The sequence below is a fragment of the Actinoplanes sp. NPDC051470 genome, assembly GCF_040682035.1.
Taxonomy (GTDB): Bacteria; Actinomycetota; Actinomycetes; order Mycobacteriales; family Micromonosporaceae; genus Actinoplanes.
Map to the genome: position 1 here is coordinate 232,809 of NZ_JBFBAA010000012.1, position 24,312 is coordinate 257,120.

Annotated in this window: 26 protein-coding genes; 9 read left to right on the forward strand and 17 right to left on the reverse strand. The window is 70.8% G+C overall.

The features are described 5' to 3' along the window. Window positions 1-18: 18 nt before the first annotated feature. A complete protein-coding gene (locus tag AB0M54_RS22635) occupies window positions 19-564 on the reverse strand; it encodes a snapalysin family zinc-dependent metalloprotease (RefSeq protein ID WP_364323714.1) in 546 nt (181 codons plus the stop codon). A 73-nt stretch (window positions 565-637) separates the two neighbouring features. Here AB0M54_RS22635 and AB0M54_RS22640 point away from each other — a divergent pair, with 73 nt between their 5' ends. Next, window positions 638-1,288, forward strand: coding sequence for a hypothetical protein (locus AB0M54_RS22640; RefSeq protein ID WP_364473492.1), 651 nt, complete (start codon window positions 638-640; stop codon window positions 1,286-1,288). Window positions 1,289-1,303: 15 nt separating this feature from the next. Here AB0M54_RS22640 and AB0M54_RS22645 read toward each other — a convergent pair whose 3' ends face one another. From AB0M54_RS22645 to AB0M54_RS22675, 7 genes are all read right to left on the reverse strand, one after another. Then, window positions 1,304-2,161 (reverse strand): alpha/beta hydrolase, encoded by an 858-nt coding sequence (locus tag AB0M54_RS22645; protein WP_364473494.1) that lies wholly within the window; start codon window positions 2,159-2,161, stop codon window positions 1,304-1,306. Between the two features lie 60 nt (window positions 2,162-2,221). Continuing rightward, entirely contained in the window at window positions 2,222-2,467 is a 246-nt protein-coding gene (locus AB0M54_RS22650; protein WP_364473496.1) for a hypothetical protein, read from the reverse strand. Continuing rightward, the gene (locus AB0M54_RS22655) at window positions 2,437-3,303 is read right to left on the reverse strand and encodes a ThiF family adenylyltransferase (protein ID WP_364473498.1); all 867 of its coding nucleotides are present in this window, start codon (window positions 3,301-3,303) and stop codon (window positions 2,437-2,439) included. Before AB0M54_RS22655 ends, AB0M54_RS22650 begins: the two co-directional genes overlap by 31 nt. Continuing rightward, entirely contained in the window at window positions 3,273-3,560 is a 288-nt protein-coding gene (locus tag AB0M54_RS22660) for a hypothetical protein (RefSeq protein ID WP_364473500.1), read from the reverse strand. Before AB0M54_RS22660 ends, AB0M54_RS22655 begins: the two co-directional genes overlap by 31 nt. A gap of 3 nt (window positions 3,561-3,563) precedes the next feature. Beyond that, window positions 3,564-3,827 carry a hypothetical protein gene (locus AB0M54_RS22665; protein ID WP_364473502.1) on the reverse strand — a complete coding sequence of 88 codons (264 nt, stop codon included), beginning with the start codon at window positions 3,825-3,827 and terminating at the stop codon, window positions 3,564-3,566. A 284-nt stretch (window positions 3,828-4,111) separates the two neighbouring features. After that, entirely contained in the window at window positions 4,112-4,372 is a 261-nt protein-coding gene (locus AB0M54_RS22670) for a hypothetical protein (RefSeq protein WP_364323723.1), read from the reverse strand. After that, window positions 4,369-4,617 carry a hypothetical protein gene (locus tag AB0M54_RS22675; protein ID WP_364473504.1) on the reverse strand — a complete coding sequence of 83 codons (249 nt, stop codon included), beginning with the start codon at window positions 4,615-4,617 and terminating at the stop codon, window positions 4,369-4,371. Before AB0M54_RS22675 ends, AB0M54_RS22670 begins: the two co-directional genes overlap by 4 nt. A 52-nt stretch (window positions 4,618-4,669) precedes the next feature. Between AB0M54_RS22675 and ftsH the strand changes: the two genes are divergently transcribed. Further along, window positions 4,670-6,562 carry an ATP-dependent zinc metalloprotease FtsH gene (gene ftsH / locus AB0M54_RS22680; RefSeq protein ID WP_364323727.1) on the forward strand — a complete coding sequence of 631 codons (1,893 nt, stop codon included), beginning with the start codon at window positions 4,670-4,672 and terminating at the stop codon, window positions 6,560-6,562. A gap of 120 nt (window positions 6,563-6,682) precedes the next feature. Continuing rightward, window positions 6,683-7,684: a LysR substrate-binding domain-containing protein gene (locus AB0M54_RS22685; protein WP_364473506.1), complete on the forward strand. Its 1,002-nt coding sequence runs from the start codon at window positions 6,683-6,685 to the stop codon at window positions 7,682-7,684. 272 nt (window positions 7,685-7,956) lie between these two features. On the opposite strand, the gene AB0M54_RS22690 is transcribed toward AB0M54_RS22685, so the two are convergent. Next, entirely contained in the window at window positions 7,957-8,313 is a 357-nt protein-coding gene (locus AB0M54_RS22690; RefSeq protein WP_364323731.1) for a PRC-barrel domain-containing protein, read from the reverse strand. A gap of 5 nt (window positions 8,314-8,318) precedes the next feature. Beyond that, window positions 8,319-8,789: a MarR family transcriptional regulator gene (locus tag AB0M54_RS22695; RefSeq protein WP_364323733.1), complete on the reverse strand. Its 471-nt coding sequence runs from the start codon at window positions 8,787-8,789 to the stop codon at window positions 8,319-8,321. A gap of 93 nt (window positions 8,790-8,882) precedes the next feature. Between AB0M54_RS22695 and AB0M54_RS22700 the strand changes: the two genes are divergently transcribed. Next, the gene (locus AB0M54_RS22700; RefSeq protein WP_364473508.1) at window positions 8,883-9,506 is read left to right on the forward strand and encodes an NAD(P)-binding domain-containing protein; all 624 of its coding nucleotides are present in this window, start codon (window positions 8,883-8,885) and stop codon (window positions 9,504-9,506) included. A gap of 48 nt (window positions 9,507-9,554) precedes the next feature. On the opposite strand, the gene AB0M54_RS22705 is transcribed toward AB0M54_RS22700, so the two are convergent. The 5 genes from AB0M54_RS22705 to AB0M54_RS22725 all read right to left on the reverse strand — a co-directional run bounded on the left by AB0M54_RS22705 (window position 9,555) and on the right by AB0M54_RS22725 (window position 16,532). Then, window positions 9,555-11,033, reverse strand: coding sequence for an alpha-N-arabinofuranosidase (locus AB0M54_RS22705; protein WP_364323736.1), 1,479 nt, complete (start codon window positions 11,031-11,033; stop codon window positions 9,555-9,557). Between the two features lie 3 nt (window positions 11,034-11,036). Then, window positions 11,037-11,912, reverse strand: coding sequence for a carbohydrate ABC transporter permease (locus AB0M54_RS22710; protein WP_364323738.1), 876 nt, complete (start codon window positions 11,910-11,912; stop codon window positions 11,037-11,039). Between the two features lies 1 nt (window position 11,913). Continuing rightward, entirely contained in the window at window positions 11,914-12,852 is a 939-nt protein-coding gene (locus AB0M54_RS22715) for a sugar ABC transporter permease (protein WP_364473509.1), read from the reverse strand. Between the two features lie 26 nt (window positions 12,853-12,878). Continuing rightward, window positions 12,879-14,207 (reverse strand): extracellular solute-binding protein, encoded by a 1,329-nt coding sequence (locus tag AB0M54_RS22720; RefSeq protein ID WP_364323742.1) that lies wholly within the window; start codon window positions 14,205-14,207, stop codon window positions 12,879-12,881. A gap of 84 nt (window positions 14,208-14,291) precedes the next feature. Next, complete coding sequence (locus tag AB0M54_RS22725) at window positions 14,292-16,532, reverse strand: bifunctional diguanylate cyclase/phosphodiesterase (protein ID WP_364323744.1); 2,241 nt, start codon at window positions 16,530-16,532, stop codon at window positions 14,292-14,294. An 83-nt stretch (window positions 16,533-16,615) separates the two neighbouring features. On the opposite strand from AB0M54_RS22725, the gene AB0M54_RS22730 reads away from it, so the two are divergent. The 3 genes from AB0M54_RS22730 to AB0M54_RS22740 are packed head-to-tail and all read left to right on the forward strand — an operon-like array spanning window position 16,616 to window position 18,513. Continuing rightward, window positions 16,616-17,818, forward strand: a complete 1,203-nt coding sequence (locus tag AB0M54_RS22730) for an MFS transporter (protein WP_364473511.1) — start codon at window positions 16,616-16,618, stop codon at window positions 17,816-17,818. 18 nt (window positions 17,819-17,836) lie between these two features. Next, a complete protein-coding gene (locus AB0M54_RS22735; protein WP_364473513.1) occupies window positions 17,837-18,124 on the forward strand; it encodes a metalloregulator ArsR/SmtB family transcription factor in 288 nt (95 codons plus the stop codon). After that, on the forward strand, window positions 18,124-18,513 hold the full coding sequence (locus AB0M54_RS22740; RefSeq protein WP_364323750.1) for a VOC family protein: 390 nt from the start codon (window positions 18,124-18,126) through the stop codon (window positions 18,511-18,513). Before AB0M54_RS22735 ends, AB0M54_RS22740 begins: the two co-directional genes overlap by 1 nt. Window positions 18,514-18,543: 30 nt before the next feature. Here the strand turns inward: AB0M54_RS22740 and AB0M54_RS22745 are convergent, their stop codons facing one another. After that, a complete protein-coding gene (locus tag AB0M54_RS22745; RefSeq protein WP_364473515.1) occupies window positions 18,544-19,263 on the reverse strand; it encodes a hypothetical protein in 720 nt (239 codons plus the stop codon). 127 nt (window positions 19,264-19,390) lie between these two features. On the opposite strand from AB0M54_RS22745, the gene AB0M54_RS22750 reads away from it, so the two are divergent. Continuing rightward, window positions 19,391-20,020 (forward strand): DNA-3-methyladenine glycosylase, encoded by a 630-nt coding sequence (locus AB0M54_RS22750; RefSeq protein ID WP_364323754.1) that lies wholly within the window; start codon window positions 19,391-19,393, stop codon window positions 20,018-20,020. On the opposite strand, the gene AB0M54_RS22755 is transcribed toward AB0M54_RS22750, so the two are convergent. Beyond that, window positions 19,968-20,771: a sugar nucleotide-binding protein gene (locus AB0M54_RS22755; protein WP_364323756.1), complete on the reverse strand. Its 804-nt coding sequence runs from the start codon at window positions 20,769-20,771 to the stop codon at window positions 19,968-19,970. The genes AB0M54_RS22750 and AB0M54_RS22755 overlap by 53 nt on opposite strands. A gap of 92 nt (window positions 20,772-20,863) precedes the next feature. On the opposite strand from AB0M54_RS22755, the gene AB0M54_RS22760 reads away from it, so the two are divergent. Further along, the gene (locus AB0M54_RS22760; protein WP_364473517.1) at window positions 20,864-23,956 is read left to right on the forward strand and encodes a GH92 family glycosyl hydrolase; all 3,093 of its coding nucleotides are present in this window, start codon (window positions 20,864-20,866) and stop codon (window positions 23,954-23,956) included. Window positions 23,957-24,312: the final 356 nt, after the last annotated feature.

The following is a 24,312-nucleotide window of genomic DNA, read 5'->3' on the forward strand; positions in this document are numbered from 1 at the left end:
CTGCTCGCCGAGGCCGGGCTATCGGGCGAACCCGCCCCACCACGGGACCGGGTCGCCGACGTCGTGGGCGGCGAAGAAGTCGCTGACCTCGGCGACCTCCTCGGCGTCGGGCTGGTCGTTGACGCAGTCCGCGCCCGCCCAGGCGCCCGACATCACCTTGGCGCACGGGCTGCCCGGCCCCAGGTCGGGCAGCGACAGGATGTGGCCCAGCTCGTGCACGGCGATCCGGGACGGCCGGTAGACCTCGGCGTCGCCGACCTCCAGGTAGACCCAGCCGCGCCCGGCGCCGTTGATGTAGACGTGCGAGCTGGTGCCGTTGGCCGTCTTGTACTCCTTGACCCGCAGCGCCGCCGGCGTGTCCTGCTCGACGAACCGGATCGTCGGCACGCTCGTGTTCCAGACCTCCATCGCGTCCCGCACGGCATCGGTGTAGGAGCCGGCCAGCAGCAGGTCGATGGCGATGACCTCGGGCTCCGGTTCCGCCGCGCTCGCCGGGCCGCCGAACCCGACCAGCGCGGTGCAGGCCAGGACCACGGTCGACAACAGGTTCAGGGCTCGAGCCACGACGCCTCCTCAGGGATCGACCAACGTCGCTAGAGCGTAATGGTCATCACCAAATGGGGCCTAGGCTCGCGCCGTGGTCAAGACGCGGTTCGTGGACGAGGGGCGGTGGCTGAACGCGTTCGCCGGGGAGTTCCTGGTCGCCTGCCCGCGATGTGCGGCCGTGGCTTCGGTGCGGCGGGACTGGGACGACGAGCGGCGGCGCTGGTGCCCGGCGTCGGTGGTGTGCCCGGGGTGCGGGTTCGCCCGGCGGGAACCGGCGGAATGGGCCGGGCCGGTGTGCGTCCGGGCGCGGTGCCGGTGTGGCGGGTTCAGTCGTCCGCTGCGCGCCGGCCAGCACCTGCCGGCGGCGCCGCGAGCCCGGACGATGAACGTGACCTGCGACGACTGCGGTCACGTGACGACGGCGGCCGTCACGGTGCACTCCCGTGGGGTGCCCGGCGCGCTGGTCGACAGCTGCTTCGGCCTCCCGCTGGCGTTGCGGACGCCGTGCGCCGGCCTCACGCTGTGGGCGTTCAACGCGGCGCACCTGGCGTACCTGAAAAGCTTTCTGGGTGCCGATCTGCGCGAGCGCCAGAGCGGGGCCTACAGCCGCTCGGTGGTGGCCCGGCTCCCCGGCCGGCTCAAGCAGGCCAAGCACCGCGACGAGGCCCTGCGGGCGATCAGACGTCTCGAAGGCGTGGTTCTCGGCGCGGGTGGCCGGGGAAACCGCCTCGCGCTTGGCTGATGCACCCGACCCGACCTACGGCTGATCGAGCACACCGCGCAGCGTGGCGGCGAACTCGGGGGGCTTGCCCGCGTAGCCGAATTGGCCACCGAGGAAGCCGCCGTGGTGCGACGGGAAGACCACCGGCGCCAGGCCGAGCTCGGCGGCGATGGCCCGGGCCGTACGCGCGGTGTAGGTGTCGCCGGTCTCCTCGCCGACCGCGATCACGATCCGGGTCGGCGCGGCCGTGAGCGCCGGCACGTCGAGGCGGTAGTCGGTGACCGCCCACGAGTTCTTCGACAGCAGCGGGTCGTCGCGGTCGCCGTCGTCCTCGGCCGGCAGCCCGAACGCCGCCGGGTCGGGCACGGGCTGCGCGAAGTACTCCTCGGTGAACTCACCCGGCCACGACGTCATCGCGATGAACGCCGCCATCCCGGGGCCCCGGCCGCCGGCCTCGTACGCGTCGTTGAAGGCGGCCCGGCCGCGATCGGCGAGAGCGGCGTCGGGCAGCACGTTGTTGATCGGCGGCTCATGCGCCACCAGCGTCGCCACGTCCGACGGGTGCTTGGTGACCAGTTCCAGGGCGGTCACCGCGCCGCCGCTGCTGGCGAAGACGTCGACCGGTCCGAGGCCGAGCTCCGCCAGCAGCAGGTGCAGGTCGGCCGCCTGCTGCGCCGGCGTGTTGTCGAGCCGGCCGTCGGTGCGCTTGCTGCGGCCGAGACCGCGCGGGTCATAGGTGATCACCGTACGGTCGGTGAAGTGTTCGGCCAGCGCGCCGAAACCCTCCGCGGACATCGGCTGCCCGATCATCAGCAGCGGCCGGTGCGGGCCGTCGGCCGGGCGGACGTCATAGACCAGGTCGGCGCCGGGAACGGCGAGAGTATGCGTCTCCATGCCGAGACCCTACGGCCGATAGGCGCGTTCCCGCAGGTGGTAGAGCTCGGCAAGGCTCGGTCAGGTGTCCTCGGCGGAAACGCGTTGTCCCGGCGTCGCGGGGTGGCGGCGGATCGCGGTCATGGACGTCGGGTCGGGCGTCGCCGGCCGCCACGCCCGCTCGGCGTCACCGGTGATCAGGACCAGGCCGTGCTGTCCCTCGCCGTCCATCACCACGACGGCGCCGCCCGGACGTACGCCGATCGCCTCGCTCGTGATCGCGCCGACCCGGGCACTCACCTCGTCGTCCAGGGACAGCAGCTGCACGGCCTGCGGCGCCGTTCCCGCTTCGGCCCGCGGCCACGGGCCGTCACAGCCCTGGCAGAGCGGACGGGCCAGCCAGGCCGACTCGGTGGCCCGGACCCGGCACATCTCGTGGCACCGGGTGCAGGCGATGTCCGCCCGGCCCACTCCTGGTTGCCGATCAGGATCTGGATCACCTGCTCGGCCATCATCCCGCCGAGCACCGCGGCCGACGTCTGGATGGCCGGGATGATCGACACGCTCTCGGCCGTCCGGGCGTAGGCGCGGCAGGAGCCGGACGACTGCCGGCCCGGGTTCAGGCACCGGTAGCAGACCGCGCCGCTCGTCCCGAGGAAGGCGGAGAGGTTGAACTCGGCGGCGGCGAACCCGCCCTCGACCATCACCCGGCCGTGGATGCGGGACCGCTCGGCGAGCCAGGCCCGGGCCGACACACTGTCCACCGCGGACACGACCACGTCGGCCCAGCGGATCACCCCGTCGCCGGCGGTCTGCACGAGCGACTCGGCGTAGCGCACCGACGGGTCGGCCGCGGTCGCGCAGACCGCGGCCCGGTTGGCGACCACCGGCGCCTTGCCGAGCCCCAGCCGGGCGACCTCGTCGCCGGTCGGGAAGAACGGCGAGCGGGTGGCATTGCGCTCCTCGAACGCGTCGTAGTCGACGAGCAGCAGGTTGCCGACCCCGCTCAGAGCCAGGTTCTGCACCACGTTCTGGCCGAGCGCGCCCAGCCCGACGACGGCCACGCGCGCCGCGTTGAGACGGGCCGGGTCGTAGCCGGCCAGCATCGAGCGGCTGTGCCGATCGACGCCGGTTACTTGACCTTGTGCTTCTTGCACGTGCACGATCCGACCTCCATCCCGGTCAGGTAGCACCGGGCCTTGGGTTTGACGAGGGCTCCGGTGATCTCGAAGTCGACCGGGGGCGAGGACGGCCCGTCGAAGGGCTGCTGCGCCGGCCCGATCGGGTTCGGCTGATCGGTGCGGTGGAGAACGACAAACCCGCCCTCCACCTCGGCCGGGGGCCTGCTCCGCCGTCGCACCAGACCGGCCACGACAGCGACCGCCAGGAACAGCAGCAGCACCAGGAGCAAGACGTCCATGTGCTAGCGCCCGGTCTTCTTGTCCGGGGGCTTCGGCGGCTTGGTCGGTTCGGGTTCGGGACCGGACAGGCTGAAGGAGTCGACCTTGTACTGCTGGTCGCCGTCGGTCAGCCAGATCTCCATCGGCATGACCTCGCCGGGAGCCGGCCGGGGAACGCGCACCACGCCACCCAGCACGGGCTGACCGTCCAGGCGCCACAGCACCTCGGCCGGGGAGTCGGTCGAGACCGAGCACCGGTACTCCGCCTCGTCGGGGAGAGCGGACACGACCACGACAGCCGTGGCCGGCCGTCGGCCGGCAGCCGGTCATTGATCAGGGACACCAGGTTGAAGTAGCCGCAGAGGACCGATCCCACGATCACCGCGCCGACGACGATGAGAAAGATGGCCAGCCGCGAGGATCCCCCGGGCGACTCGGGGTCGCGGATCATCGTGCGCAGCCGGGCGAGCCGTTGCCGGGGAACGTCGAGGTCGGTCACCTCGGGGCCGTGCGACGCGGCCGGTGCCGGGCCCCTGATCGGAACTGAGGATCTCGAAGTCGAGGTCGCCCATCAGAAGAACTCGATCCGCTGATCCTGTCGCGGCTCGGACTGGGTGATGATCTCGAAGCCCGAGGACTCGGTGGTGTCGGTGGCGGTCAGCCAGAGCGGCAGCCGCGGATAGACGATCGACGGGTCGAGCGGGCGGTCGCCGTAGTGCTTGCGGTGGTATTTGATGGCCTCGCCGTTCCACCCGACGTAGCCGCCGCCGCGGCCCTTCTCGTCCCAGTTCAGCATCCGGGTGATGTGCATCACCAGGTGTCCCAGCGTCACGTAGCCGCGCTGGTCCTTCCACAGCGCGGCGTGAACCGGCCCGGACCGATCAGCGTGGGGATGCGGAACACCAGGTGGTAGGTGCTCGCCCGGCCGGCGTCGGTGGCGTTCTGGATCGGCCGCCGGCGGACGGCGAGGTCGTCGCCGGAGGCGTACGCCGTGGACGAGAACGTCGCGCACTGCATGTCGGCGAGGACGTCGAAGTCGAAACGACGCCGCTGGAGCATCTCGGCCGGCTTGGGCATCACACGGCTCCCTACGTTGGCGGCCGGGGTCGGAGCGGGGTAAACCGGGATCATGACTGCACCCGCGCCGGACGAGCCGAAACCCTGGCGCGTGGAGGGCGGGCCGCCCGAGCGGCCACGCCGGCCCTGGGTGCGGCTGGTGGTGATGCTGCTCGCGCTGCTGGCGCTCAACTGGATCGTGACGTCGGTGCTGCTGCGCCCCGAGCCGCGGGTCACGGTGTCGTACACGTTCTTCGTCACCCAGGCGCAGCGGGCGAACGTCGACGAGATCACCTCGACGGGTGACACCATCGAGGGCACGTTCCGCGAGAAGGTCGCGTACACGCCTTCGGGTCAGAAGAAGAGCGAGCAGGTCGACCGCTTCACCACCGAGCGGCCCACCTTCGCCGCCGACAACCTGTTCGCGCTGCTCCAGGCGCACGGCGTGGCGGTCAACGCGCACCCGCCGGACGCCCCCGCGCCGATCTGGCAGCAGCTCCTGCTCGGGTTCGGACCGGCCCTGCTGATCATCGGGCTGATGGTGTGGTTCTTCCGGCGGGCGGCGGCGGGCGCGGCCTCGGGCATCGGGGGATTCGGGCGGTCACGGGCCAGGCTGTTCTCGCCCGAGGGCGGGGCGCGGACCACCTTCGCCGACGTGGCCGGCATCGAGGAGGTCGAGCAGGAGGTCACCGAGATCGTCGACTTCCTGCGCGACCCTTCGCGATATCGCCGCCTCGGCGCGCGGATCCCGCACGGCGTGCTGCTCTCCGGGCCGCCGGGCACCGGCAAGACGCTGCTGGCCCGGGCGGTGGCCGGTGAGGCCCGGGTGCCGTTCTTCTCGATGTCCGCGTCCGAGTTCATCGAGATGATCGTCGGGGTCGGCGCGAGCCGCGTACGCGACCTGTTCGAGCAGGCCAAGAAGGTGGCGCCGGCGATCATCTTCATCGACGAGCTGGACGCGATCGGGCGGGCCCGCGGCGGCGCGCAGTCGCTCGGTGGCAACGACGAGCGCGAACAGACACTCAACCAGATCCTCACCGAGATGGACGGGTTCACCGGGAGCGAGGGCGTGGTGGTGCTCGCGGCCACCAACCGGGCCGAGATCCTCGATCCGGCGCTGCTGCGGCCCGGCCGCTTCGACCGCCGCGTCACGGTCAGCCCGCCCGACCTGGCCGGGCGGGAGCAGATCCTTCGCGTGCACACGCGAGGCGTACCGGTGGATCCTGATGTCGACCTTGCTTCGATCGCGTCGAGCACGCCCGGGATGGTCGGGGCGGATCTCCGCAATCTGGTCAACGAGGCGGCGCTGCTGGCGGCCCGGCGGCGGCACGAGACGGTCACCGCGGCCGACTTCGGCGACGCGCTGGAGAAGATCGTCCTGGGTACGGTGCGCGGCATCATGCTCACCCCGGACGAGAAGGAGCGCACCGCGTTCCACGAGGCCGGCCACGCTCTGCTCGGCATGCTGACGCCGGGCGCCGACCCGGTCCGCAAGATCTCGATCATCCCGCGCGGCCAGGCGCTCGGGGTGACCTTCCAGAGCCCCGACACCGACCGGTACGGGTATTCGCGTGCCTACCTGCGCGGCCGGATCGTCGGCGCGCTGGGCGGGCGGGCCGCCGAGGAGGTCGTCTTCGGTGAGGTGACGACCGGCGCCGAGAGCGACCTCGACCAGGTCAGCAACATCGCCCGGCAGATGGTCGGCCGGTGGGGCATGTCGGAGGCGATCGGCCCGGTGACCGTGCTGCCGCCGCCGGGGAGCGAGTCGCCCTTCGGTCTGGACGGTGTCGCGCCGGCCACCCGCGAGCTCGTCGACCGGGAAGTGCGCGCCCTGGTGGACGAATGTTACGACGATGCGGTCAGATTGTTACGCGAGCACCGGGACCAGCTCGATCGCCTGGCCCGGGCCCTGCTGGCGGCCGAGACCCTGGACATGACGGCCGCCTATCAGGCGGCCGGGTTGTGACCGCTAACAGGGGAGTCGTGTCCGGCAGGTTTCTCAGTTCTTACGCCTTGACTACAGAATTGTTAGCGATAACACTTCTTCGCAGCGGAGCCGATCGATGCTGTCGAGGAGGTCCCTCCCATGACCCACCGAAGCGGACACCTGACCAGTGCCGACCGGAACACGCCCGGCGTCGTCCGGGCCATGTCCGACGGGGTCGCGGCGGGACGCCTGGAACTGCGGCAACTACGGTTCTTCGTCACCGTCGCCGAGGAGCTCCACTTCGGGCGGGCGGCCACCCGTGAACACATCGCGCCGTCCGCGCTGACCACCCAGCTGCAGCGGCTCGAGCGCACCCTGGGCGTGCTGCTGGTCGATCGCACCGGCCGGCAGATCTCCCTGACCGCGGCCGGCGCCCGCTTCCTGATCGAGGCCCGGCAGATCCTGGAACACGTGGACCGGGCCGCGATGGTCGCGCTGGGCGCGGCCCTCACCCCGCCGACGCTGCGGATCGGGGTGCTCGACGAGGGCTACGACGCGATCCGCCCGGTGCTGCGCACGATCCGCGCCACCCACCCCGACCTGGAGATCCACCAGGTGACCGCCGGGGTGCCGGAGCAGTGCCGGCTGCTCGCCGACGGCCGCCTCGACGTGGGTGTCGGCCGGGTGACCGGGGCGACGCCCGCGCTGGCCTCCGAACTGTTCCGGCTCGACCCCCTGGGCGTCCTGGTCCGCGCCGACCACCCGCTGGCCGGCCGGTCCGCGGTGCCGGTCGCCTGCCTGCGCGACGAGACGCTGCTGCTGGCCGACGACGACCGCGCCCCCGAGTTCAACGAGTTCGTGGCCGACATCTGCCGGGCCGCCGGCTTCTTCCCGGCCATGTTCCCCGGCAGCGTGCAAAACGTCCGCGCCGCCGCCGACCTGGTCCTGCAGGGAACCTGCGTCGCCTGCGTCCCCGGCTCGGTGGCCGCCGGCGCCGGCGCCGACCTGGTCTGGCTGCCGCTGGAGCCGGCCGTTCCGCACTACCCGTGGTCCTTGCTGTGGCGCGCCCAGAACCCGTCCCGCCACGCGGTGGCCCTGGTAGCGACGGCCCGCCGCCTCTGCGACGAAAACGGCTGGCGCTCAGTAGGCCTAGCCAGCTGATTGTCTGTTCGCCGGGATCCAGGTCAAGGTCAAGGGCCTGATGTCGTAGCTGGGTGGATGGTGCAGACCGTCGCTCCCGCCGAGGCCGGGCGCGCGGCTCCAAGGCCGTGACCGGCCAGAACAGAGCCGCGCACCCTTCATTCTGCGTGCGTGGCCATCCTTCAGGCGCTACGCGCCCATCTCGGCCAACGTGCTCGCCGGATCGGCCGGGTGCTGTTCGGCGCCAGGCTGCAGGGGCCGCCGTCCGGCTCGGCGGGGAAGGTGGGTGGGGGTCAGCGGCGGGCCAGGCGGCGCTCGCCGCCGACGCCGGTCTGGTAGGGCAGGTCGTAATGGGCGAAGACCGCGGGCTCCTCGGTGGCGGTGAGTTCGCCGTCGAGGTCGATGCTGGGGGCGTCCCCGATGAGCTTCTTGCCGTACTGCACGCGGATGGCGGCCGGCTTGACCGTGGCGCCGGCCAGCGGGACGAAGACCAGGCGGTGCCGGCCGATGAAGCCGACCCGGACCGTGGCGAAGGCCGGCTCGTCGGTGCCCGTGTCGACGTACACCGCCTCGAGTTCGCCGATCTTGTTGTCGTCGGGGTCGATGACCTTCTCGCCGCGCCAGTCGCGCAGGTTTTCAGCGGGGAACATGCACGTCAGGTGCCCGACGGCGGGTCGAGGGAAACCAGGCGTTGGCGCACCTTGTCGCTGATCGTGGTCAGCGTCCGCAACTCGGCCTCGGTGAGGTGGTCGATGAACGCCTCGCGGACGTCGGCCACGTGTCTCGGGGCGGCGGCTTCGACCAGCTCGCGGCCTTTCGGGGTGATCGCGACGACCGTACCCCGCTGATCGGTTTCGCACTGCTCGCGCGTCACCAGGTCGCGCTTCTCCATCCGGCTCAGGTGCTGGGAGAGGCGGCTCTTCTCCCAGTGCAGCAGCCGGCCGAGCTGGAAGGGCCGCAGCCGGCCGTCGGGCTCCTCGGAGAGGTGGGCCAGCACCTGGTAGTCGGCGCTCGAGAGGCCGTGCCGGGTGCGTAGCTGCCGTTCGAGGTAGTCGGCCAGGTCGTCCTGCATTGTCATCAGGCCGCGCCAGGCTCGCTGTTCCCGATCGTCGAGCCATCGTGTCATGGGCCTCACTCTACCGAACTGGTTGACATGTTAACCAGCGGCGATCTAGCATCTAGTTCACACGTTAACCAGTTGCGGAGGCTGACCCACGTCATGACCACCATCAGCATCATCGGCTCGGGCAACATGGCCACCGCCATCGGCACCCGGGCGGCCAAGCACGGTCACACCGTCGAACTCATGAGCCGCGACGCCGCCAAGGCTCAGGCGCTCGCCGACCGGATCGGCAACGGAGCCATCGTCGGCGCGTTCGGCGCGAGGCCGGCGGGTGACATCGTCATCGTGGCCGTCCGGTACGCCGGCGCGGCCGACGTGGTCGCGCACTACGGCGATGCGCTGGCCGGCAAGATCCTCGTCGACATCACCAACCCCTTCAACGCCGACGCGACGGGCCTCGTGACCACCCCGGGCGACTCGATGTCCCAGCGGATCGCCGCGGTCGCCCCCGAGGGCGCACACGTCGTGAAGGCCTTCAATACGGTCTTCGGCGGCGTCCTGGCCGAGGAGAAGCCCTTGGACGGGTTCTTCGCCGGCGATAACGCCGAGGCCAAGGCACGGGTCTCGGCGTTTCTGGAGAGCCTGGACATCCGGCCCCTCGACGCGGGCGGGCTGGAGATGGCCCACGCCCTCGAATGGGCCGGCATCCTGCTGGTCGGCCTGGCCCGCAACGGCGCCGGCTTCGACATCGCCTTCGGCGCCGGGGTTCCTGGGCAGTGAGTGCCGGACGGCGGCCGCCCGTGATGCGCGGCCGCCGTCGCCGCGGGTTCAGCTGAGCTGGAACATGTTCCAGCTCAGGGGCGGGAGCACGGCCTGGAGGCGGCCGCCGTCGAGCTTCGGGTCCTCGCGGCGCTGGGGCGTGACCCGGTCGGGGGCGTCGATCGAGTTGATCGCGTCGGGGTCCTCGTCGGACAGTGCCGTGTGGGTCGCGGTGGCGACGGAAACGGCACGGAGGTCGACGTCCAGCTGCAACGACTCGGACTGCGAGCGGTTGACCGCGAAGATGACGATGCCCGAGCCCGAGTCGACCGCCACCGCGTCGAGCAGCGGCACCTCGCCCTGCTCGGCCGTCTCGTGCACCGGCGACGCCGGCTCGATCCGCAGCACCGTGCCCCGGCCGAAGCGCGCGGTCAGGGCGATCGGGTGGAAGCTGGCCTGCCGCCAGGCCGGCCCGCCGGGCTCGGTCATGATCGGGGCGATCACGTTGACCAGCTGGGCCAGGCAGGCGATCTTCACCCGGTCGGCGTGCCGCAGCAGGCTGATCAGCAGGTTGCCGACCACCACGGCGTCGGTCACCGAGTAGACGTCCTCGATCAGCCGCGGGGTCGTCTCGATGGCCAGGTTCTTCTCGCCGGCGAAGCGGCTCTGGTACCAGACGTTCCACTCGTCGAACGAGATGTTGATCTTCTTCTTGTGCCGCCCGACCGCCCGCACGTGGTCGGCCGTCGACACCACCGCGTCGATGAACCGGTCCATCCCGGCCGCGCAGGCCAGGAAGCTGTCCCGGTCGTCGCCGTGCTGCTGGTAGTACGCGTGCATGGAGACGTAGTCGACCGCGTCGTACGCCTCGGTCAGCACCGTGTTCTCCCACGAGCCGAAGGTCGGCATGCTCAGGTTCGAGCTGCCGCAGGCGACCAGTTCGATCGTGGGGTCGACCTGCCGCATCGCCTTGGCCGTCTCGTGCGCCAGCCGGGCGTACTCGTCGGCGGTCTTGTGTCCGATCTGCCAGGGTCCGTCCATCTCGTTGCCGAGACACCAGAGCTTGATGTTGTACGGATCCCCGCCGCGCCGGTCCGACCACGCCGTGCCGCCGGGCACGTTGCAGAACTCGACCAGGTCCCGGGCCGCGTCGATGCCCCGCGTGCCCAGGTTGACCGCCATCATCGGCTCCACGCCCACGGCGGACGCCCACGTCATGAACTCCTGGACGCCCACCTGATTCGTCTCGATCGAGCGCCAGGCGAGATCCAGCCGCGAGGGCCGATCGGCCTGCGGGCCGATGCCGTCCTCCCAGTTGTAGCCCGACACGAAGTTGCCACCGGGGTAGCGGACCAGCGGGACACCGAGCTCCCGCACGAGATCGGCCGTGTCCTGCCGGAACCCGTCGGCGTCGGCGGACGGGTGCCCGGGCTCGTAGATGCCGGTGTAGACGCAACGGCCCATGTGCTCCACGAACGATCCGTACAGGCGGGGGTCGACCTCACCCACCCGGAACGACGGGTCGACGGTGAAGGAGGCGTTGAGCATGGATCACCCTTTCAGGCCGGTGCCGGCGATGCCTTCGACGATGTTCTTCTGGAAGAGCAGGAAGACCGCGACGAGCGGGATGGCGCCGAGCACGGCCGAGGCCATCACGTCCGCGTACCGGATGCCGAACGAGCCCTGCACGGTGGCCAGACCGACCGGGATCGTCATGATGTCCGGATTGCTCAGCACGAGCAGCGGCCACAGCAGATCGTTCCACGACTGGACGAAGGCGAAGATGACAACCGCGGAAACGGCCGGCCGGGACAGCGGCATGATCACCCCGCGGTAGATCCGCCAGAAGCCGGCGCCGTCGACCCGGGCCACCTCGTCGAGCTCGCGCGGGAGGCCGTCGAAGAACTGCTTGAAGATGAACACCGCGATCGCGGTCGGGATCTGCGGCGCGCTGACCGCCCAGAAGGTGTTCAGGATGCCGAGCGAGTCCATCTCGCGGAACTGCGGGATGATCAGCACCTGGCCGGGGATCATGATGCCCGCCAGCACCAGGAAGAACACCGCGTTGCGGTACTTGAACCGCAGCCGGGACAACGCGAACCCGGCCATGCTGGCCACGATGACCACGCCGAGCGCGGTGATCGTGGAGATGATCAGGCTGGAGCCGAACCAGCGCAGGATGTCGGTGTCCCGCAGCACCCGGCCGAACGCGTCGAAGGTCGGGTTGTCGATCAGCCACCGGGTCGCGGTGGTCTCCTCGTTGGGCTTGAACGCGGTGTCCAGGGCCCAGGCGATCGGGATCAGCCAGATCAGCGCGAACGCGATCAGCACGCCGGCGCAGACCCGGTTGAAGATCTTGGTGCGGGAGTCGGCCCGCGCGATGTCGGCCCGGACGGCGGCGGGCCGCTCGGGAGCTTCGACGGCCATCTCAGGCCCCCTTCTGCTGGCGGCGGACGATCCCGAACCAGACGGCGGAGACCGCCAGGATGACGACGAAGAACAACATCGACGCCGCGGCCGCGTAACCGGTACGGAAGTTGGTGAAGCCCTCGTCGTAGATGTACTGGAGCACCGATCTGGTGGCGAAGTTCGGGCCACCCTGGGTCATGATGTACATCTGGTCGAAGACCTTGAGGGACGCGATCACCTGGAGCACCACCACCAGCGTGGTGGTGCGGCCGAGCAGCGGGACGGTGATCCGCCAGATCTGCTGCCACGGGGTGGCGCCGTCCATCGCCGACGCCTCGTAGAGGTCGCGCGGGATGTCCTGCAGGCCGGCCAGGTAGAGCACGAAGTTGAAGCCCAGCGTCCACCAGATCGTGGTGATGGCCAGCGACGGCATCGCCCAGTTGGGGTCGCCCAGCCAGTTCGGCGCGGTCATCCCCAGCTTGGCCAGGCCGGTGTCGAGCAGGCCCAGCTCCGGCGTGTAGAGGAAGATCCAGATCAGCGCGACCACGGCCGACGGCAGGATGTACGGCATGAAGAAGGCCAGCCGGAAGAACCAGCGCCCGTGCCTGGCCCGGTCGGCCAGCAGCGCGAACACGAAGGCCAGGATGATCAGCGGCGGCGTGGTCAGGATGGTGAACCAGACCGTGTGCCACAGCCCCGACCAGAAGTCCGAGCTCTGGAACGCCTCGGCGTAGTTGCCGAAGCCGGCGAACGTGCCCAGGCCGGGCTTGACCAGGCTGGTGTCGAAGAAGCTCATCACCAGGCCGTAGACGCCCGGCCCGATGATGAAGGCCAGGTACAGCACCAGGAAGGGCGCGAGGAAGCCGATGGCCGGCAGGCCGTTGCCCTTCGGCCGGGTCGATGGCTCGGACGCCGATGTGCCGCTTCGCGGGCGTACCGCGGTTTCGGTGGTGGACACCGTCGTACCCCCTTAGCTGGGCTTACTTAGATGGGCGAAGCCGTTTCGGCGAGGTTGGTGAGCGCCGAGCGCATCTGCGCGAGCGCGACGGCCGGCGGCTGCTGTCCGTTGAGGACGGTGGCGATGTTGGAGCCGGTGACGATCTCGAAGTTCGAGCCGGAGCCGGAGTACCAGCCGTCCGGGTCGTACACCGCGCCCTCGGCCGCGGCCGCGTAGTTGGCCTGGGGCTGGAGCGCCTTGAACTCGGCGCTGTCCCGGAACGGCAGCCAGGCCGGCACGTGCCCGCCCTCGGCCCAGGTCTTGCTCTGGTCCAGGAACGACTTGATCAGGCCCAGGGCGCGCAGCTTGCGCTCCGGGTCGGGCCGGTGCTGCTTGGGGATCACCAGCGTGTGCGAGTCGGCCTGCACCGCGTACTTGTCGCCGCCGTACAGGTTGGGGAAGAGCGTCATCGAGAACGGCGTCTTCGCGGTCTGGAAGGTGGAGATCTCCCACTCGCCCTGGAAGTAGAACCCGGCCTGGCCGGTGGCGAACGCGGCGACCGAGCCCGCGTAGTCCAGGGTCGGCGGGACGATGCCGCTGGAGGTGAGGCTCTGCATGAAGCTCAGCACCTGGGTGGCCTTGGCGTCGTCGATCACCACCCGGCGGCCCTCGTCGGCCAGCACCTCGCCGCCGAGCTGGCCGTACCAGGACTGGAACATCCGCCACGGCGTCGAGGTGTCGGCGGTGATCGCGACGACCCCGCCGTACGCCTTGGTGACGTCCTTGGCCTTGGTGAGGGCCTCGGTGAACTTCTCCGGGCTGTCCAGCGGGATCAGCGCCCCGGACGAGTCGAGCAGTCCGGCCTTCTCGCAGATGTCGGTGTTGTAGAACATCACGAACGGGTGGGTGTCCAGCGGGACCGTGTACGCCTTGCCGTTCACCAGCCCCGCGTTCCAGGCTGTCTGGTCGAGCTGGGCCGGGGTGATGCCGACCTGGGCCAGCTCGTCGAGCGTCAGCTCCTCGAGCAGATCGGAGGCGACCAGGGTCTTGGCCCGGGTGAGGTGGGCCACGGCCATGTCCGGCGGCTTCCCGCCCAGCGTGGCCAGCGACAGCTTCGTGTAATAGGGATTGCCCCAGGACAGGGTCACGGCCTTGAGATCGATCGCGGGGTTGGCCGCGCGGTACGCGTCGACCATCGACGTCATGCGGACGCCGTCGCCACCGCCGAAAAGATTCCAGTACGCGAGCGAGCCGGCCGCGTCACCGCCGGTGCCGAGCCCGCTGAGCACCGGCGTCGAACAGCCGGCCAGGGCCGCTCCCGCGCCCAGGCCGATCGCTCCGCGCAGCAGGGCGCGCCGGCTCAGATAGCTGGTCATGGCCAGACTGTGCCGCTGGTCTCACAAGGCACGCCAGACTAGGTGACTCTCGAAACAGAGAACGCGCGAACGCGATTCGAGAATTTACGACGATGTAGAGGACATTTGCCTCAGGAGGTCATCGATCCGGTCAGCTCTCATCGGCCGGGCGAAATGGAATCCTTGCGCATATCGATAGCCGACCTCGAACAACCGCGAGGCTTGTGAAGCCGTTTCCACGCCCTCGGCGATCGCGCGGACGCCCAGCCCGTCGGTGATCGCGATCAGCCCGTCCACCACCACCGCCTGCGGGCTCCGGTCGGTGACACCGGCGACGAACGACTTGTCCACCTTGAGCACGTCGACCGGGCAGGTGACCAGCAACGACAGTGACGACTGGCCGGTGCCGAAGTCGTCCAGGGCCACCCGCAGGCCCATCTCGTGCAGCTCGCGGACCGCGTCCAGCCCGGCGCCGGTGCCCAGCACCGCGGTCTCGGTGACCTCGGCCAGCAGGTGGCTCGGGGCCAGGCCGGCCGCGGTCAGCATCGCGGCGACCGAGGCGGCGAAGCCCGGTTCGTGCAGCTGCCGGGCCGAGATGTTGACGCTGACGGTCTCCGGCGCCGAGCAGCCGTGCCGCTCCTGCCAGATCGCGGCCTGCGCGATCACCCGCTCCAGGATCCAGCCGCCCAGCTCGATGATGAAGCCGTTGCGCTCGGCCAGCGGGATGAACACGTCGGGGGAGACCGGGCCGTGCTCGGGGTGATCCCATCGGACCAGCGCCTCGACGCCGGCCACCCGGCCGTGCGGCAGCTCGACGATGGGCTGGTAGGCCAGCGACACCTCGTTGCGCGCGATCGCCTGGCGCAGGTCGGCGGCGAGCCGGGCGTCCACGTCGGCGACCCGGTCCATGATCGGGTCGAACCAGGTCCACCGGCCGCCGCCGCTGCGCTTGGCGGCGTACATCGCCACGTCGGCCCGCCGGATCAGCTCCTCGGGGCTGTCGCCCGGCGCCGACTCGGTGGCGCCGACGCTGACCCGGGCGACCATCTCGTGCCCGTCCAGCAGCAACGGCCGCTGCACGTGCTCGACCAGCCGTTGCAGCAGCGCGGCCACCTCGCCGTTGCTCATGCCGGGCAGCAGCAGGGTGAACTCGTCGCCGCCGAGCCGGGCCACGGTGTCCGCGGCGCGCAGGCCCTCGTGCAGCCGCCGGGTGACCGCCCGCAGCAGCGCGTCGCCGGTGCCGTGCCCGAGCCGGTCGTTGACCTCCTTGAAGTCGTCGAGGTCGAGCAGCGCCAGGTGGAACCGTTCGCCGGTGGCCAGCCGGCCGGTGACCTTGGCGGCGAACATCGTCCGGTTGGCGGTGCCGGTGAGCGTGTCGGTGGTGAGCAGCCGGCTGTTCTCCCGCAGCACGGTGATCTGCCGGATCACCACCAGGGCGGTGCTCACCACGGTGGCCACCGTGATCAGCCGGCCCGGGGCGCCACCGTCCGAGGTGAGCAGCAGCGTGTCCATGGCGGCGATGGCGACGTACGGCAGCACGCTGAACCGGCGGGTGGACGGCAGCACCGCCGGGGTGCTCGGCGGTGTCGCGGCCAGCTGGCGGTGCGCGGCCAGGACCACGCCCAGCAGGGCGATCGGCACGGCCAGCAGGGTCGCGGTCAGGTGCGGGTGCCCGTTGACCAGCGGCAGCGCGCCGCCGCTGACGGTGCCCAGCGCCATCCCGATCGAGAGCAGGCGCAGCGCGTCCCGGTCCAGCCCGCCGTTCCCGGCGAACGCCACCTTGATGAACGCGATGATCGACACCGAGGCGGTGGCGAACACACACAGGAGGGGCACCACCGAGCCGGTCTGCTCCGACCAGGTGGACATGCTCCGGAGCGAGAAGTGCCACAGCGCCACGCCGCTGACCAGCACGACGATCCCGGCGTCGAGGCCGAACCGGGCCCACTCGCTGCCGCTGCGCCGACCGGCCGGCAGCCGCAGCAGCGCCCACATCGCGATGGCCAGGGCGCCCATGTACAGCAGCGAGCTCTGCGCCCCGATCTTCTGGGTCGGCGCGCCGTGGCCCAGCGCGTCGTACGCGTTGGAGATCACGCCCGCGAACAGCAGCCCGTTCGCCGACCCGATGTGCCGCCAGAAGCGGCGGACCGGTGCGGGCAGGGTGCTGCGCCGGGCCACCTTCAGGCAGGAGTACGCGGCCAGCGGCGTGATCGCCGCCGGTGGCAGCCAGCCGAGCAGCGGCGCCGACCACGCGTGGGCCAGGCCGATCCAGAACCAGGCCATCGCGAAGGCGAGCAGGACCGCGCCGGCCACCACCGGCGCCGGTGTCTTCCTGACCAGCCGCATGGTCCTCAGATCGGCAGCCCGGCCCGGTCAGGCAAGCAGAACGAGGATCGCTTCCCGGACCGCTTGCTGAGACGATCACGCCCGTGAGCACTTCGCCGTCCGTCGAGACGATCCAGCACCGCGCGATCTCGGTCGTGATGGCCTCCCAGGTGTTCAGCGGCGCCGGCCTGGCCGCCGGGGTGACCGTCGGCGGGCTGCTCGCCGCCGACATGCTGCACACCACCAGCCTGGCCGGCCTCCCGAGCGCGCTGTTCACCTTCGGCTCGGCCGGGACCGCGCTGGCCGTCGGCCGGCTGTCCCAGCGCCTCGGCCGCCGCGCCGGGCTGACCGCGGGCTATGCCGCCGCGGCGATCGGCGGCGCCGGGGTCGTGCTGGCCGCGGCGATCGACACCATTCCGCTGCTGCTGGTGTCGCTGCTGGTCTACGGGGCCGGCACGGCGACCAACCTGCAGGCCCGCTACGCCGGCACGGATCTGGCCGGCCCCGGGCGGCGCGGTCGCGCGGTCAGCTCGGTGCTCGTGGCGACCACGCTCGGGGCGGTCGCCGGGCCCAACCTGGTCGGGCCGACCGGCCGGTTCGCCGAGTCCCTGGGGATCCCCGCCCTGGCCGGCCCGTTCCTGCTGGCCGCGGTGGCGTACGCCGTCGCCGGTCTGATCCTGTTCGTGCTCCTGCGTCCGGATCCGCTGCTGGTCGCCCGGGCCCGGATCGCCGAGGCCGCGCCGCCCGGCCCGCGCTCGGCCACCGGGGTCATGGCCGGCGCCGCCACGATGGTCCTCACCCAGCTGGTCATGGTCGCGGTGATGACCATGACGCCGGTGCACATGCAGGCCCACGGCCACGGTCTGGAGGCCACCGGCCTGGTCATCGCGGTGCACATCGCCGCCATGTACCTTCCGTCGCCGATCACCGGCTTCCTGGTCGACCGCTTCGGGCGTACCCCCGTCGCCGTGGCCTCAGGAATCACCCTGCTCGCGGCCGGGGTGGTCAGCGCGACCGCCCCCTCGGACTCGGTGGCCCTCCTCACCCTGGCCCTGGCCCTGCTCGGGCTCGGCTGGAACCTGGGGCTGGTCGCCGGCACGGCCATGATCGCCGACGCCGCCTCACCGCGCGTCCAGGGCAACGTCGACCTGCTGATCGCCCTGTCCGGCGCCGGCGGCGGCATCACCAGCGGCTTCGTCATGGCGGCGACGTCGTACGCCACCCTCTCCATCGCCGGCGGCGTGCTGGCCCTGGCCGTGATCCCGTTCGTGGCCGTTTCCGGACGGGCCTTGATAGGCAAGCCGTGACTTGCCTATAGTGCTGGGGTGGACGACGCCCCCGACCTCTGGAAGGCGCTGGCCGACCCGACCCGGCGGAAGATCCTCGACGAGTTGGCCGACCGCGACGGCCAGACCCTGTTCGAGCTCTGCGGCCGGTTGACCATGAAACACCAGATGGGCTCCTCCCGGCAGGCCGTCTCCCAGCACCTCGACGTGCTGGCCGCGGTGGGCCTGATCAGCACCCGGCGCGAGGGCCGCTACAAGTTCCACCACCTGCACACCGAACCGCTCGAGCGCCTGACCGACCGCTGGCGCCCCGCTAAGGAGACCTGATGCGCATCACCGTCACCAGCATCCTCGTGCCCGACCAGGACGCGGCGCTGAAGTTCTACACCGAGAAACTCGGCTTCGTGAAGAAGACCGAGATCCCGCTCGGCGAGGCCAAATGGCTGACCGTCGTCTCACCGGACAACCCCGACGGCGTCGAGCTGGTCCTCGAGCCGGACGGCCACCCCGCCGCCAAGCCGTGGAAGGAGGCCCTGGTCAACGACGGCATCCCGTACACCTTCTTCGCCGTCGACGACGTCCGCGCCGAGCACGCCCGGCTGACCGCCCTGGGCGTCCGCTTCACCCAGGAGCCCACCGAGATGGGCCCGGTCACGACGGCCGTCTTCGACGACACCTGCGGCAACCTGATCCAGATCACCCAGATGTCGTCGTGACAATCCAATCCAAGATCAAGAGCCGAGGGCCTACTTCTTGAGCCGGCGGCTGCCGGCGTGCCAGTCCTCGACCTTGCCCGTCTCCTGCTCCGTGACACCCGACGACGGCAGCTGCAGCTGCTCGCGCAGGCTTCGCTTGAGCTCGGCGAACCCGGGGAACCGGGCCAGGCCGATGACGTGATCCCACAGCTCGGCGGCCTGCTTCTCGTCGGGCAGCCGGCTGATCACCGGGCCGAAGAACGCGACACCGCCGGGCGGCTCGAAGTGCACGATCGGCGTGCCCACATCCTTGCCCGTCAGCGACAGCGCCTCGTCCGACTCGGCCTGGATCTCCGCGTCCCGGGACGGGTCGTCGAGGAACTCGACCAGCGAGGCGGGCAGGCCGGCCTCGGCGAGCGCGGCCGCGGCGAGGTCGGGCGTGCCCTGCCAGCCGGGCGCCCGGCTCTCGTCGGGGCCGGTCTCGTGGATGCGGGCGCCGAACGCGGCGTACAGGGGTCCGATCGCCTCGCGACCGTGCTTCTCCCGCACCGCCGAGGCCACCCGCAACAACCGCAGCCCAGCCTGGTGCTGGGCCTCGTACTCCGGCGGGAAATGGCTGTCGTAGTCGAGGTGCGCGTTGATCAGGCGCAGCGAGATGAACCGCCAGTCGACCGTGTAGTCCCGTTGGGCCCGCACGATCCGGATCCACTTGCTCGTCATCCACGCGAACGGGCAGATCGGGTCGAAGTAGAAGTTGATGTCAGATCCCATGGCTGTCACCTTTCCACGCCGACCGGGCGCCGGCCCGGGACGGCGTGTGTGAATGCCGACCGGCTGCGCGCCGAGCGCACCGGATGGACTGGTGCCGCCGCCCTGGCCGCTGCGTAGGGTTCGGGGCATGTCGGAGATTGGTGCGGTGACCTACCCCTGGCTGGAAGCTCCCGCGTCCGCGGTCGCCGAGACGGCCCGTGAGTTGCTCGGGTGGCGGCTTGCCGCCCATGGCGTGACCGTGCGGCTGACCGAGGTCGAGGCGTACAGCGGGCTCGGTCTCGACCCGGCCTCGCACGCACATCGCGGGGTCACCGGGCGCAACCGGGTGATGTTCGGCCCGGCCGGCATCCTGTACGTCTACCAGATCTACGGCATGCACTTCTGCGCCAACGTGGTGTGCGGGCCGGAGGGCGACGCGGCGGCCGTGCTGCTGCGGGCCGGCGCCGTGGTCGACGGGCTGGAGACGGCACGGCAGCGCCGGCCCGCCGCCCGGGGCGATCACGATCTGGCTCGCGGTCCGGCCAAGCTGATGCAGGTGCTCGGGCTGGACAAGTCCGCGTACGGCACGTCGCTCATCGACGGCACCGGCCCGGCCCGGCTGACGCCACCCGAGTCGGCGGTGACGATCGAAGCCGGCCCGCGCGTCGGCGTGACCAGCGCGCATGACGTCCCGTGGCGCTTCTGGGTGAAGGACGACCCGACGGTCAGCGCGTACCGGCGGGCAGAAATTCGTCCACGCCGCGCAGCCGCGTCCTGAGCACCGATCGGGCCTTCGCGATGTCCAGCCGCACGTCGGTCGGCAGGCGCAGCTTCAGCGAGTCGATGGTGCCGGTGCGGAGCCGTGAAGGGTCGAGGCCGTCTCGCGAAGCGATGCGTACGCCCAGGTCGTAGCGATTGATCGGATCGGCCCCGGCCACGTTGAGGATGCCCGCGTAGTCGGAGGCAGCCAGCTCCAGCAGCGCGTCGGCGAGGTCCTCGACGTGCACCGGCTTGCGGATCATGTCGGTGAGCAGCACGCCGTCGAAGCGCCCGGCCACCATGTCGTGCACCAGCGTCTCGTGGGCACCGTCGCCACCGCCGACGATCATCGACGTGCGCACGACCGCCGCGTCCGGCCGCAGCCCGCGCACCGCCGTCTCGGCGGCCGCCTTGGCCGCGCCGTAGGCGTAGAGCGGATCCGGCGTCTCGGTTTCGTCATATTCGCGGTCCGGCCGGCCGGGGAAGACGGCGTCGGTGGACACGTGGACCAGCCGAGCGTCGACGGCTGCGGCCGCCGCGGCGACGTGCGCGGCGCCGTCGGCCATCACGGTCCAGTCGGCACGAGCCGACGCGGTGTGGATCACCGCATCCGGGCGAACCGACCCCAACAGCGAAAGAACGTTCGTTCTCTCTCGGACGTCCAGCCCGAGCGACCGCGACGTCCGCACGATCTCGTGACCGGCCGCAGTGCCACGCGAGACGAGCCGCCGTCCCAGGTATCCGGTCGCCCCGGTGATCAGAATCCGCACGAAGCCCAGTTAACAGTATTGACAGTGCTCTATAGCGGTGTAGTTCTATAGACACTCACCAATTGGTGACAACGATGTCAAGGACGGCCCCCATGCGTCGTACCCTCGCTTGTCTCGCGTCTCTCGTCCTCACCGTCGGCAGCCTGGCCATCACCACCACGCAGGCCCAGGCCGCCGACCTCCCCCTCACCCAGCACGTCAACCCGCTGATCGGCACCGACGACAGCAACTCGCCCAACCCGGTCGGCGGCGGCGCCGGCGGGAGCACCTTCCCGGGCGCGACGGTGCCGTTCGGCATGGTCCAGTTCTCCCCGGACACCCCGACCGGATCACCGTCCGGCTACCGCGACCGGGACCGCACGATCGAGTCGTTCAGCCTCACCCACTTCAACGGGGCCGGCTGCCCGAACAACGAGGACCTGCCGATCCTGCCGATCACCGGCAACCTCGGTAACTCGCCCGGCAACAGCTGGACCAGCTACGCGTCGGCGTACACCAAGTCCAACGAGGTCGCTCAGGCCGGTTACTACTCCAACCGGCTCGACAAGTACGGCACCGGCGTCGAACTCGGCGCCACCAAGCGCACCGGCGCGATGCGGCTCACCTTCCCGGCCACCACCGCCGCCCGGGTGCTGATCAACGCCAGCCGCTCGGCCACCGGCGACCGGGCCGGCAACGCGACGATCAGCGGCAACCGGGTCTACGGCGAGCACACCGCGGGCGGCTTCTGCGGCGGCGGCACGTTCCCGATGTACTACTCGATCCTGTTCGACCGGACGCCGAGCAGCGTCGGCACGTTCAACGGCGGCACGATCAGCAACGGCTCGACCAGTGTCAGCGGCAACCAGGCCGGCGCCTTCGTCACCTTCGACACCACCGGCAACCAGGTGGTGAACGCGACCGTCGGCATCTCCTTCGTGAGCGTGGCGAACGCCCAGAACAACGCCACCGCCGAGGCGGCCGCCTTCAACACCGTACGCGGCAACGCCGACGCCGCCTGGAACACCGCCCTGAACCGGGTCCAGGTCACCGGCGGTTCCGCCGCCGACCTGCAGAAGTTCTACACGTCGCTCTATCACGTGCTGCAGAACCCGAACCTGTCCAGCGACACCAACGGGCAGTACCGCGGCTTCGACCAGGCCGTGCACACCGCCGGCCATCCCGTCTACCAGAACTATTCCGGCTGGGACATCTACCGCTCGTGGGCGTCGCTGGTCGCGCTGATCGCCCCCGACGTGATGACCGACATCATGAAGTCGATGGTGCTGGACGGCCAGCAGGGCGGTCTGCTGCCCAAGTGGTCGCACCAGACCCGCGAGGACTTCGTGATGCCCGGCGACCCGGGTCCGATCATCGTCGGGTCGGCGTACGCCTTCGGGGTCCGCGGCTTCGACACCGCGGCCGCCCTCGACCTGATGAAGAAGAGCGTCGCCGGCGGCGGGCAACAGGGCTACGTGCTGCGCGGCAACTACGCCACCTACAACGCCAACCGCTACATCCCCGGCAACCCGTCGGAGACGCTCGAGTACGCCAGCAGCGACTTCGCGATCGCCCAGTTCGCCAAGGCGGTCGGTGACACCGCGACCTACACCAGCGCGTCGACCCGCTCGCAGAACTGGCGCATGATCTTCAACGGCGAGTCGGGCTACATCCACACCCGCGACTCCGGCTTCACCTGGCCGCTCAATCCCGCGCAGGAGAGCCCGTACGTCGAGGGCAACGCCGCCCAGTACACCTGGATGGTCCCGCACAACCTCGGCGGCCTGGTCAACGCGATGGGCGGTCCCGCCACCGCGGCGCAGCGCCTCGACCACCACTTCACCGAACTCAACGGCGGCCTGGTCCGGCCGTACTTCTACATCGGCAACGAGCCCGAGCACAACGTGCCGTGGACCTACAACTACGCGCGCCGACCGGCCGGCGCCAGCGACGCGGTCCGCCGCGTGATGAGCGAATCGTTCACCACCGGGGCGGGCGGCCTCCCCGGCAACGACGACCTCGGCGCCACCTCGGCCTGGTACGTCTGGTCGGCGCTCGGCATGTATCCCGTGACGCCCGGCGCGGACACCCTGGCCCTGCACGGCGCGCTCTTCCCCAGCGCCGTCATCAAACGGTCGGCCGGCGACATCACGATCACCGGTGGCAGCAGCGCCAACCGCTTCGTGCAGTCGGTCAGCCTGGGCGGCTCGTCCGTCGCCAAGAGCTGGATCCGCTATCCCGACATCGCCGGCGGCGGCACCATCGCGTACACGATGGGTGGTTCCGCGTCGACCTGGGGAACGCGTGCTGAGGACGTACCCCCCAGCTTCGCCGACGGCGCGACCCAACCGCCCGCGGAACCGGACCTCGGCCCCAACCTGCTCCAGGGCCGGAGCGTGACCGGATCGGCCGGCTGCAACAGCGCCGAGGCCGCCGCCAAGGCGGTCGACGGCGCGATCCGCGGCAACAGCAAGTGGTGCTCGTCGACCACCCCGCTGCAACTCCAGGCCGACCTGGGCTCGGCGCAGACGGTGACGGCGTTCGTGGTCAAGAACGCCGGCCTGGGCGGCGAGGGCACCAACTGGAACACCGGCGGCTTCACCATCTCGACCAGCACCGACGGCGCGTCCTGGTCCACCGCGGTCACCGTGACCGGCTCCCGGGCCAGCCGCTCCTACCAGCCGATCCCGGCCCGGACGGCCCGGTACATCCGGCTCGACGTGACCGCCGCGACCAACGACGGCAGCGGCACCGCGCGCGTCTACGAACTGGAGGCCTTCGGGGGAGCGAACGCCGACGTGGCGCTCCGCAAGCCCGCGACGGCCGACTCCTCGTGCGCCGGCGAGGGCCCCGAGAAGGCGGTCAACGGCAGCTGGCTGGCCGGCTGGACCGACAAGTGGTGCTCGACCTCGGCGGCCAAGTGGCTGCAGGTCGACCTGTCCACCCGCCAGCGCGTCGGCTCGGTGGTGATCCGCCACGCGGGCGCCGGCGGCGAGTACCCGACCTGGAACACCCGGGACTTCGACGTGCAGACCTCCGACGACGGGAGCAACTGGACGACCCGGGCCCAGGTGCGCGGCAACACCGCCGATTCGACCACAACGTCGATCGGGGCGGACGCTCGCTACGTACGTGTGAATGTGGTGACGCCTGCTCAGGACGGCAACACCGCGGCCCGCATCTACGAACTAGAGGTACGGGCGTAATCACCCGGGATGGGCGGAAGGTCCCGTTCCGCCCATCCCGGGGCTTCAAGATCAAGAGCTTGATGTCGTAGCTGTGTGGGTGGTTCTGACCGTCGCTCCCGCCGGGGCCGGCCACCCGGCTCCTGGCCGCTGGCGCGTCCAAACCAGAGCCGCGCGGCCTTCATTCTGAGTGAGTGGTTGCGCTCCTCAAAACCCCTCCGCCGCCCCTTTGCTCTGAGCGCATATAGGCACCACCCCGGTGACGTGCGCATAGTGCTGAGAGCAAAGCGACGGCAGAGGGGGTCGCGGGACGGCTTTCCGGGCGAGGCTCCGGCCATCCACGCCGACCGCGCCGCGCAGGTGCCCGGCCATGATCG

What these genes read in the sequence shown, in the direction of transcription:
- AB0M54_RS22705 (WP_364323736.1), bottom strand. Translation starts at nt 11,033, where the DNA reads ATGCTCAACGCCTCCTTCACCGTCGACCCGTCGTTCCGGGTGGGTGAG.
- AB0M54_RS22685 (WP_364473506.1), top strand. Translation starts at nt 6,683, where the DNA reads ATGACCCACCGAAGCGGACACCTGACCAGTGCCGACCGGAACACGCCC.
- AB0M54_RS22750 (WP_364323754.1), top strand. Translation starts at nt 19,391, where the DNA reads ATGTCGGAGATTGGTGCGGTGACCTACCCCTGGCTGGAAGCTCCCGCG.
- AB0M54_RS22690 (WP_364323731.1), bottom strand. Translation starts at nt 8,313, where the DNA reads ATGTTCCCCGCTGAAAACCTGCGCGACTGGCGCGGCGAGAAGGTCATC.
- AB0M54_RS22660 (WP_364473500.1), bottom strand. Translation starts at nt 3,560, where the DNA reads ATGGACGTCTTGCTCCTGGTGCTGCTGCTGTTCCTGGCGGTCGCTGTC.
- ftsH (WP_364323727.1), top strand. Translation starts at nt 4,670, where the DNA reads ATGACTGCACCCGCGCCGGACGAGCCGAAACCCTGGCGCGTGGAGGGC.
- AB0M54_RS22725 (WP_364323744.1), bottom strand. Translation starts at nt 16,532, where the DNA reads ATGCGGCTGGTCAGGAAGACACCGGCGCCGGTGGTGGCCGGCGCGGTC.
- AB0M54_RS22745 (WP_364473515.1), bottom strand. Translation starts at nt 19,263, where the DNA reads ATGGGATCTGACATCAACTTCTACTTCGACCCGATCTGCCCGTTCGCG.
- AB0M54_RS22720 (WP_364323742.1), bottom strand. Translation starts at nt 14,207, where the DNA reads ATGACCAGCTATCTGAGCCGGCGCGCCCTGCTGCGCGGAGCGATCGGC.
- AB0M54_RS22710 (WP_364323738.1), bottom strand. Translation starts at nt 11,912, where the DNA reads ATGGCCGTCGAAGCTCCCGAGCGGCCCGCCGCCGTCCGGGCCGACATC.
- AB0M54_RS22760 (WP_364473517.1), top strand. Translation starts at nt 20,864, where the DNA reads ATGCGTCGTACCCTCGCTTGTCTCGCGTCTCTCGTCCTCACCGTCGGC.
- AB0M54_RS22695 (WP_364323733.1), bottom strand. Translation starts at nt 8,789, where the DNA reads ATGACACGATGGCTCGACGATCGGGAACAGCGAGCCTGGCGCGGCCTG.
- AB0M54_RS22740 (WP_364323750.1), top strand. Translation starts at nt 18,124, where the DNA reads ATGCGCATCACCGTCACCAGCATCCTCGTGCCCGACCAGGACGCGGCG.
- AB0M54_RS22645 (WP_364473494.1), bottom strand. Translation starts at nt 2,161, where the DNA reads ATGGAGACGCATACTCTCGCCGTTCCCGGCGCCGACCTGGTCTATGAC.
- AB0M54_RS22675 (WP_364473504.1), bottom strand. Translation starts at nt 4,617, where the DNA reads ATGCCCAAGCCGGCCGAGATGCTCCAGCGGCGTCGTTTCGACTTCGAC.
- AB0M54_RS22700 (WP_364473508.1), top strand. Translation starts at nt 8,883, where the DNA reads ATGACCACCATCAGCATCATCGGCTCGGGCAACATGGCCACCGCCATC.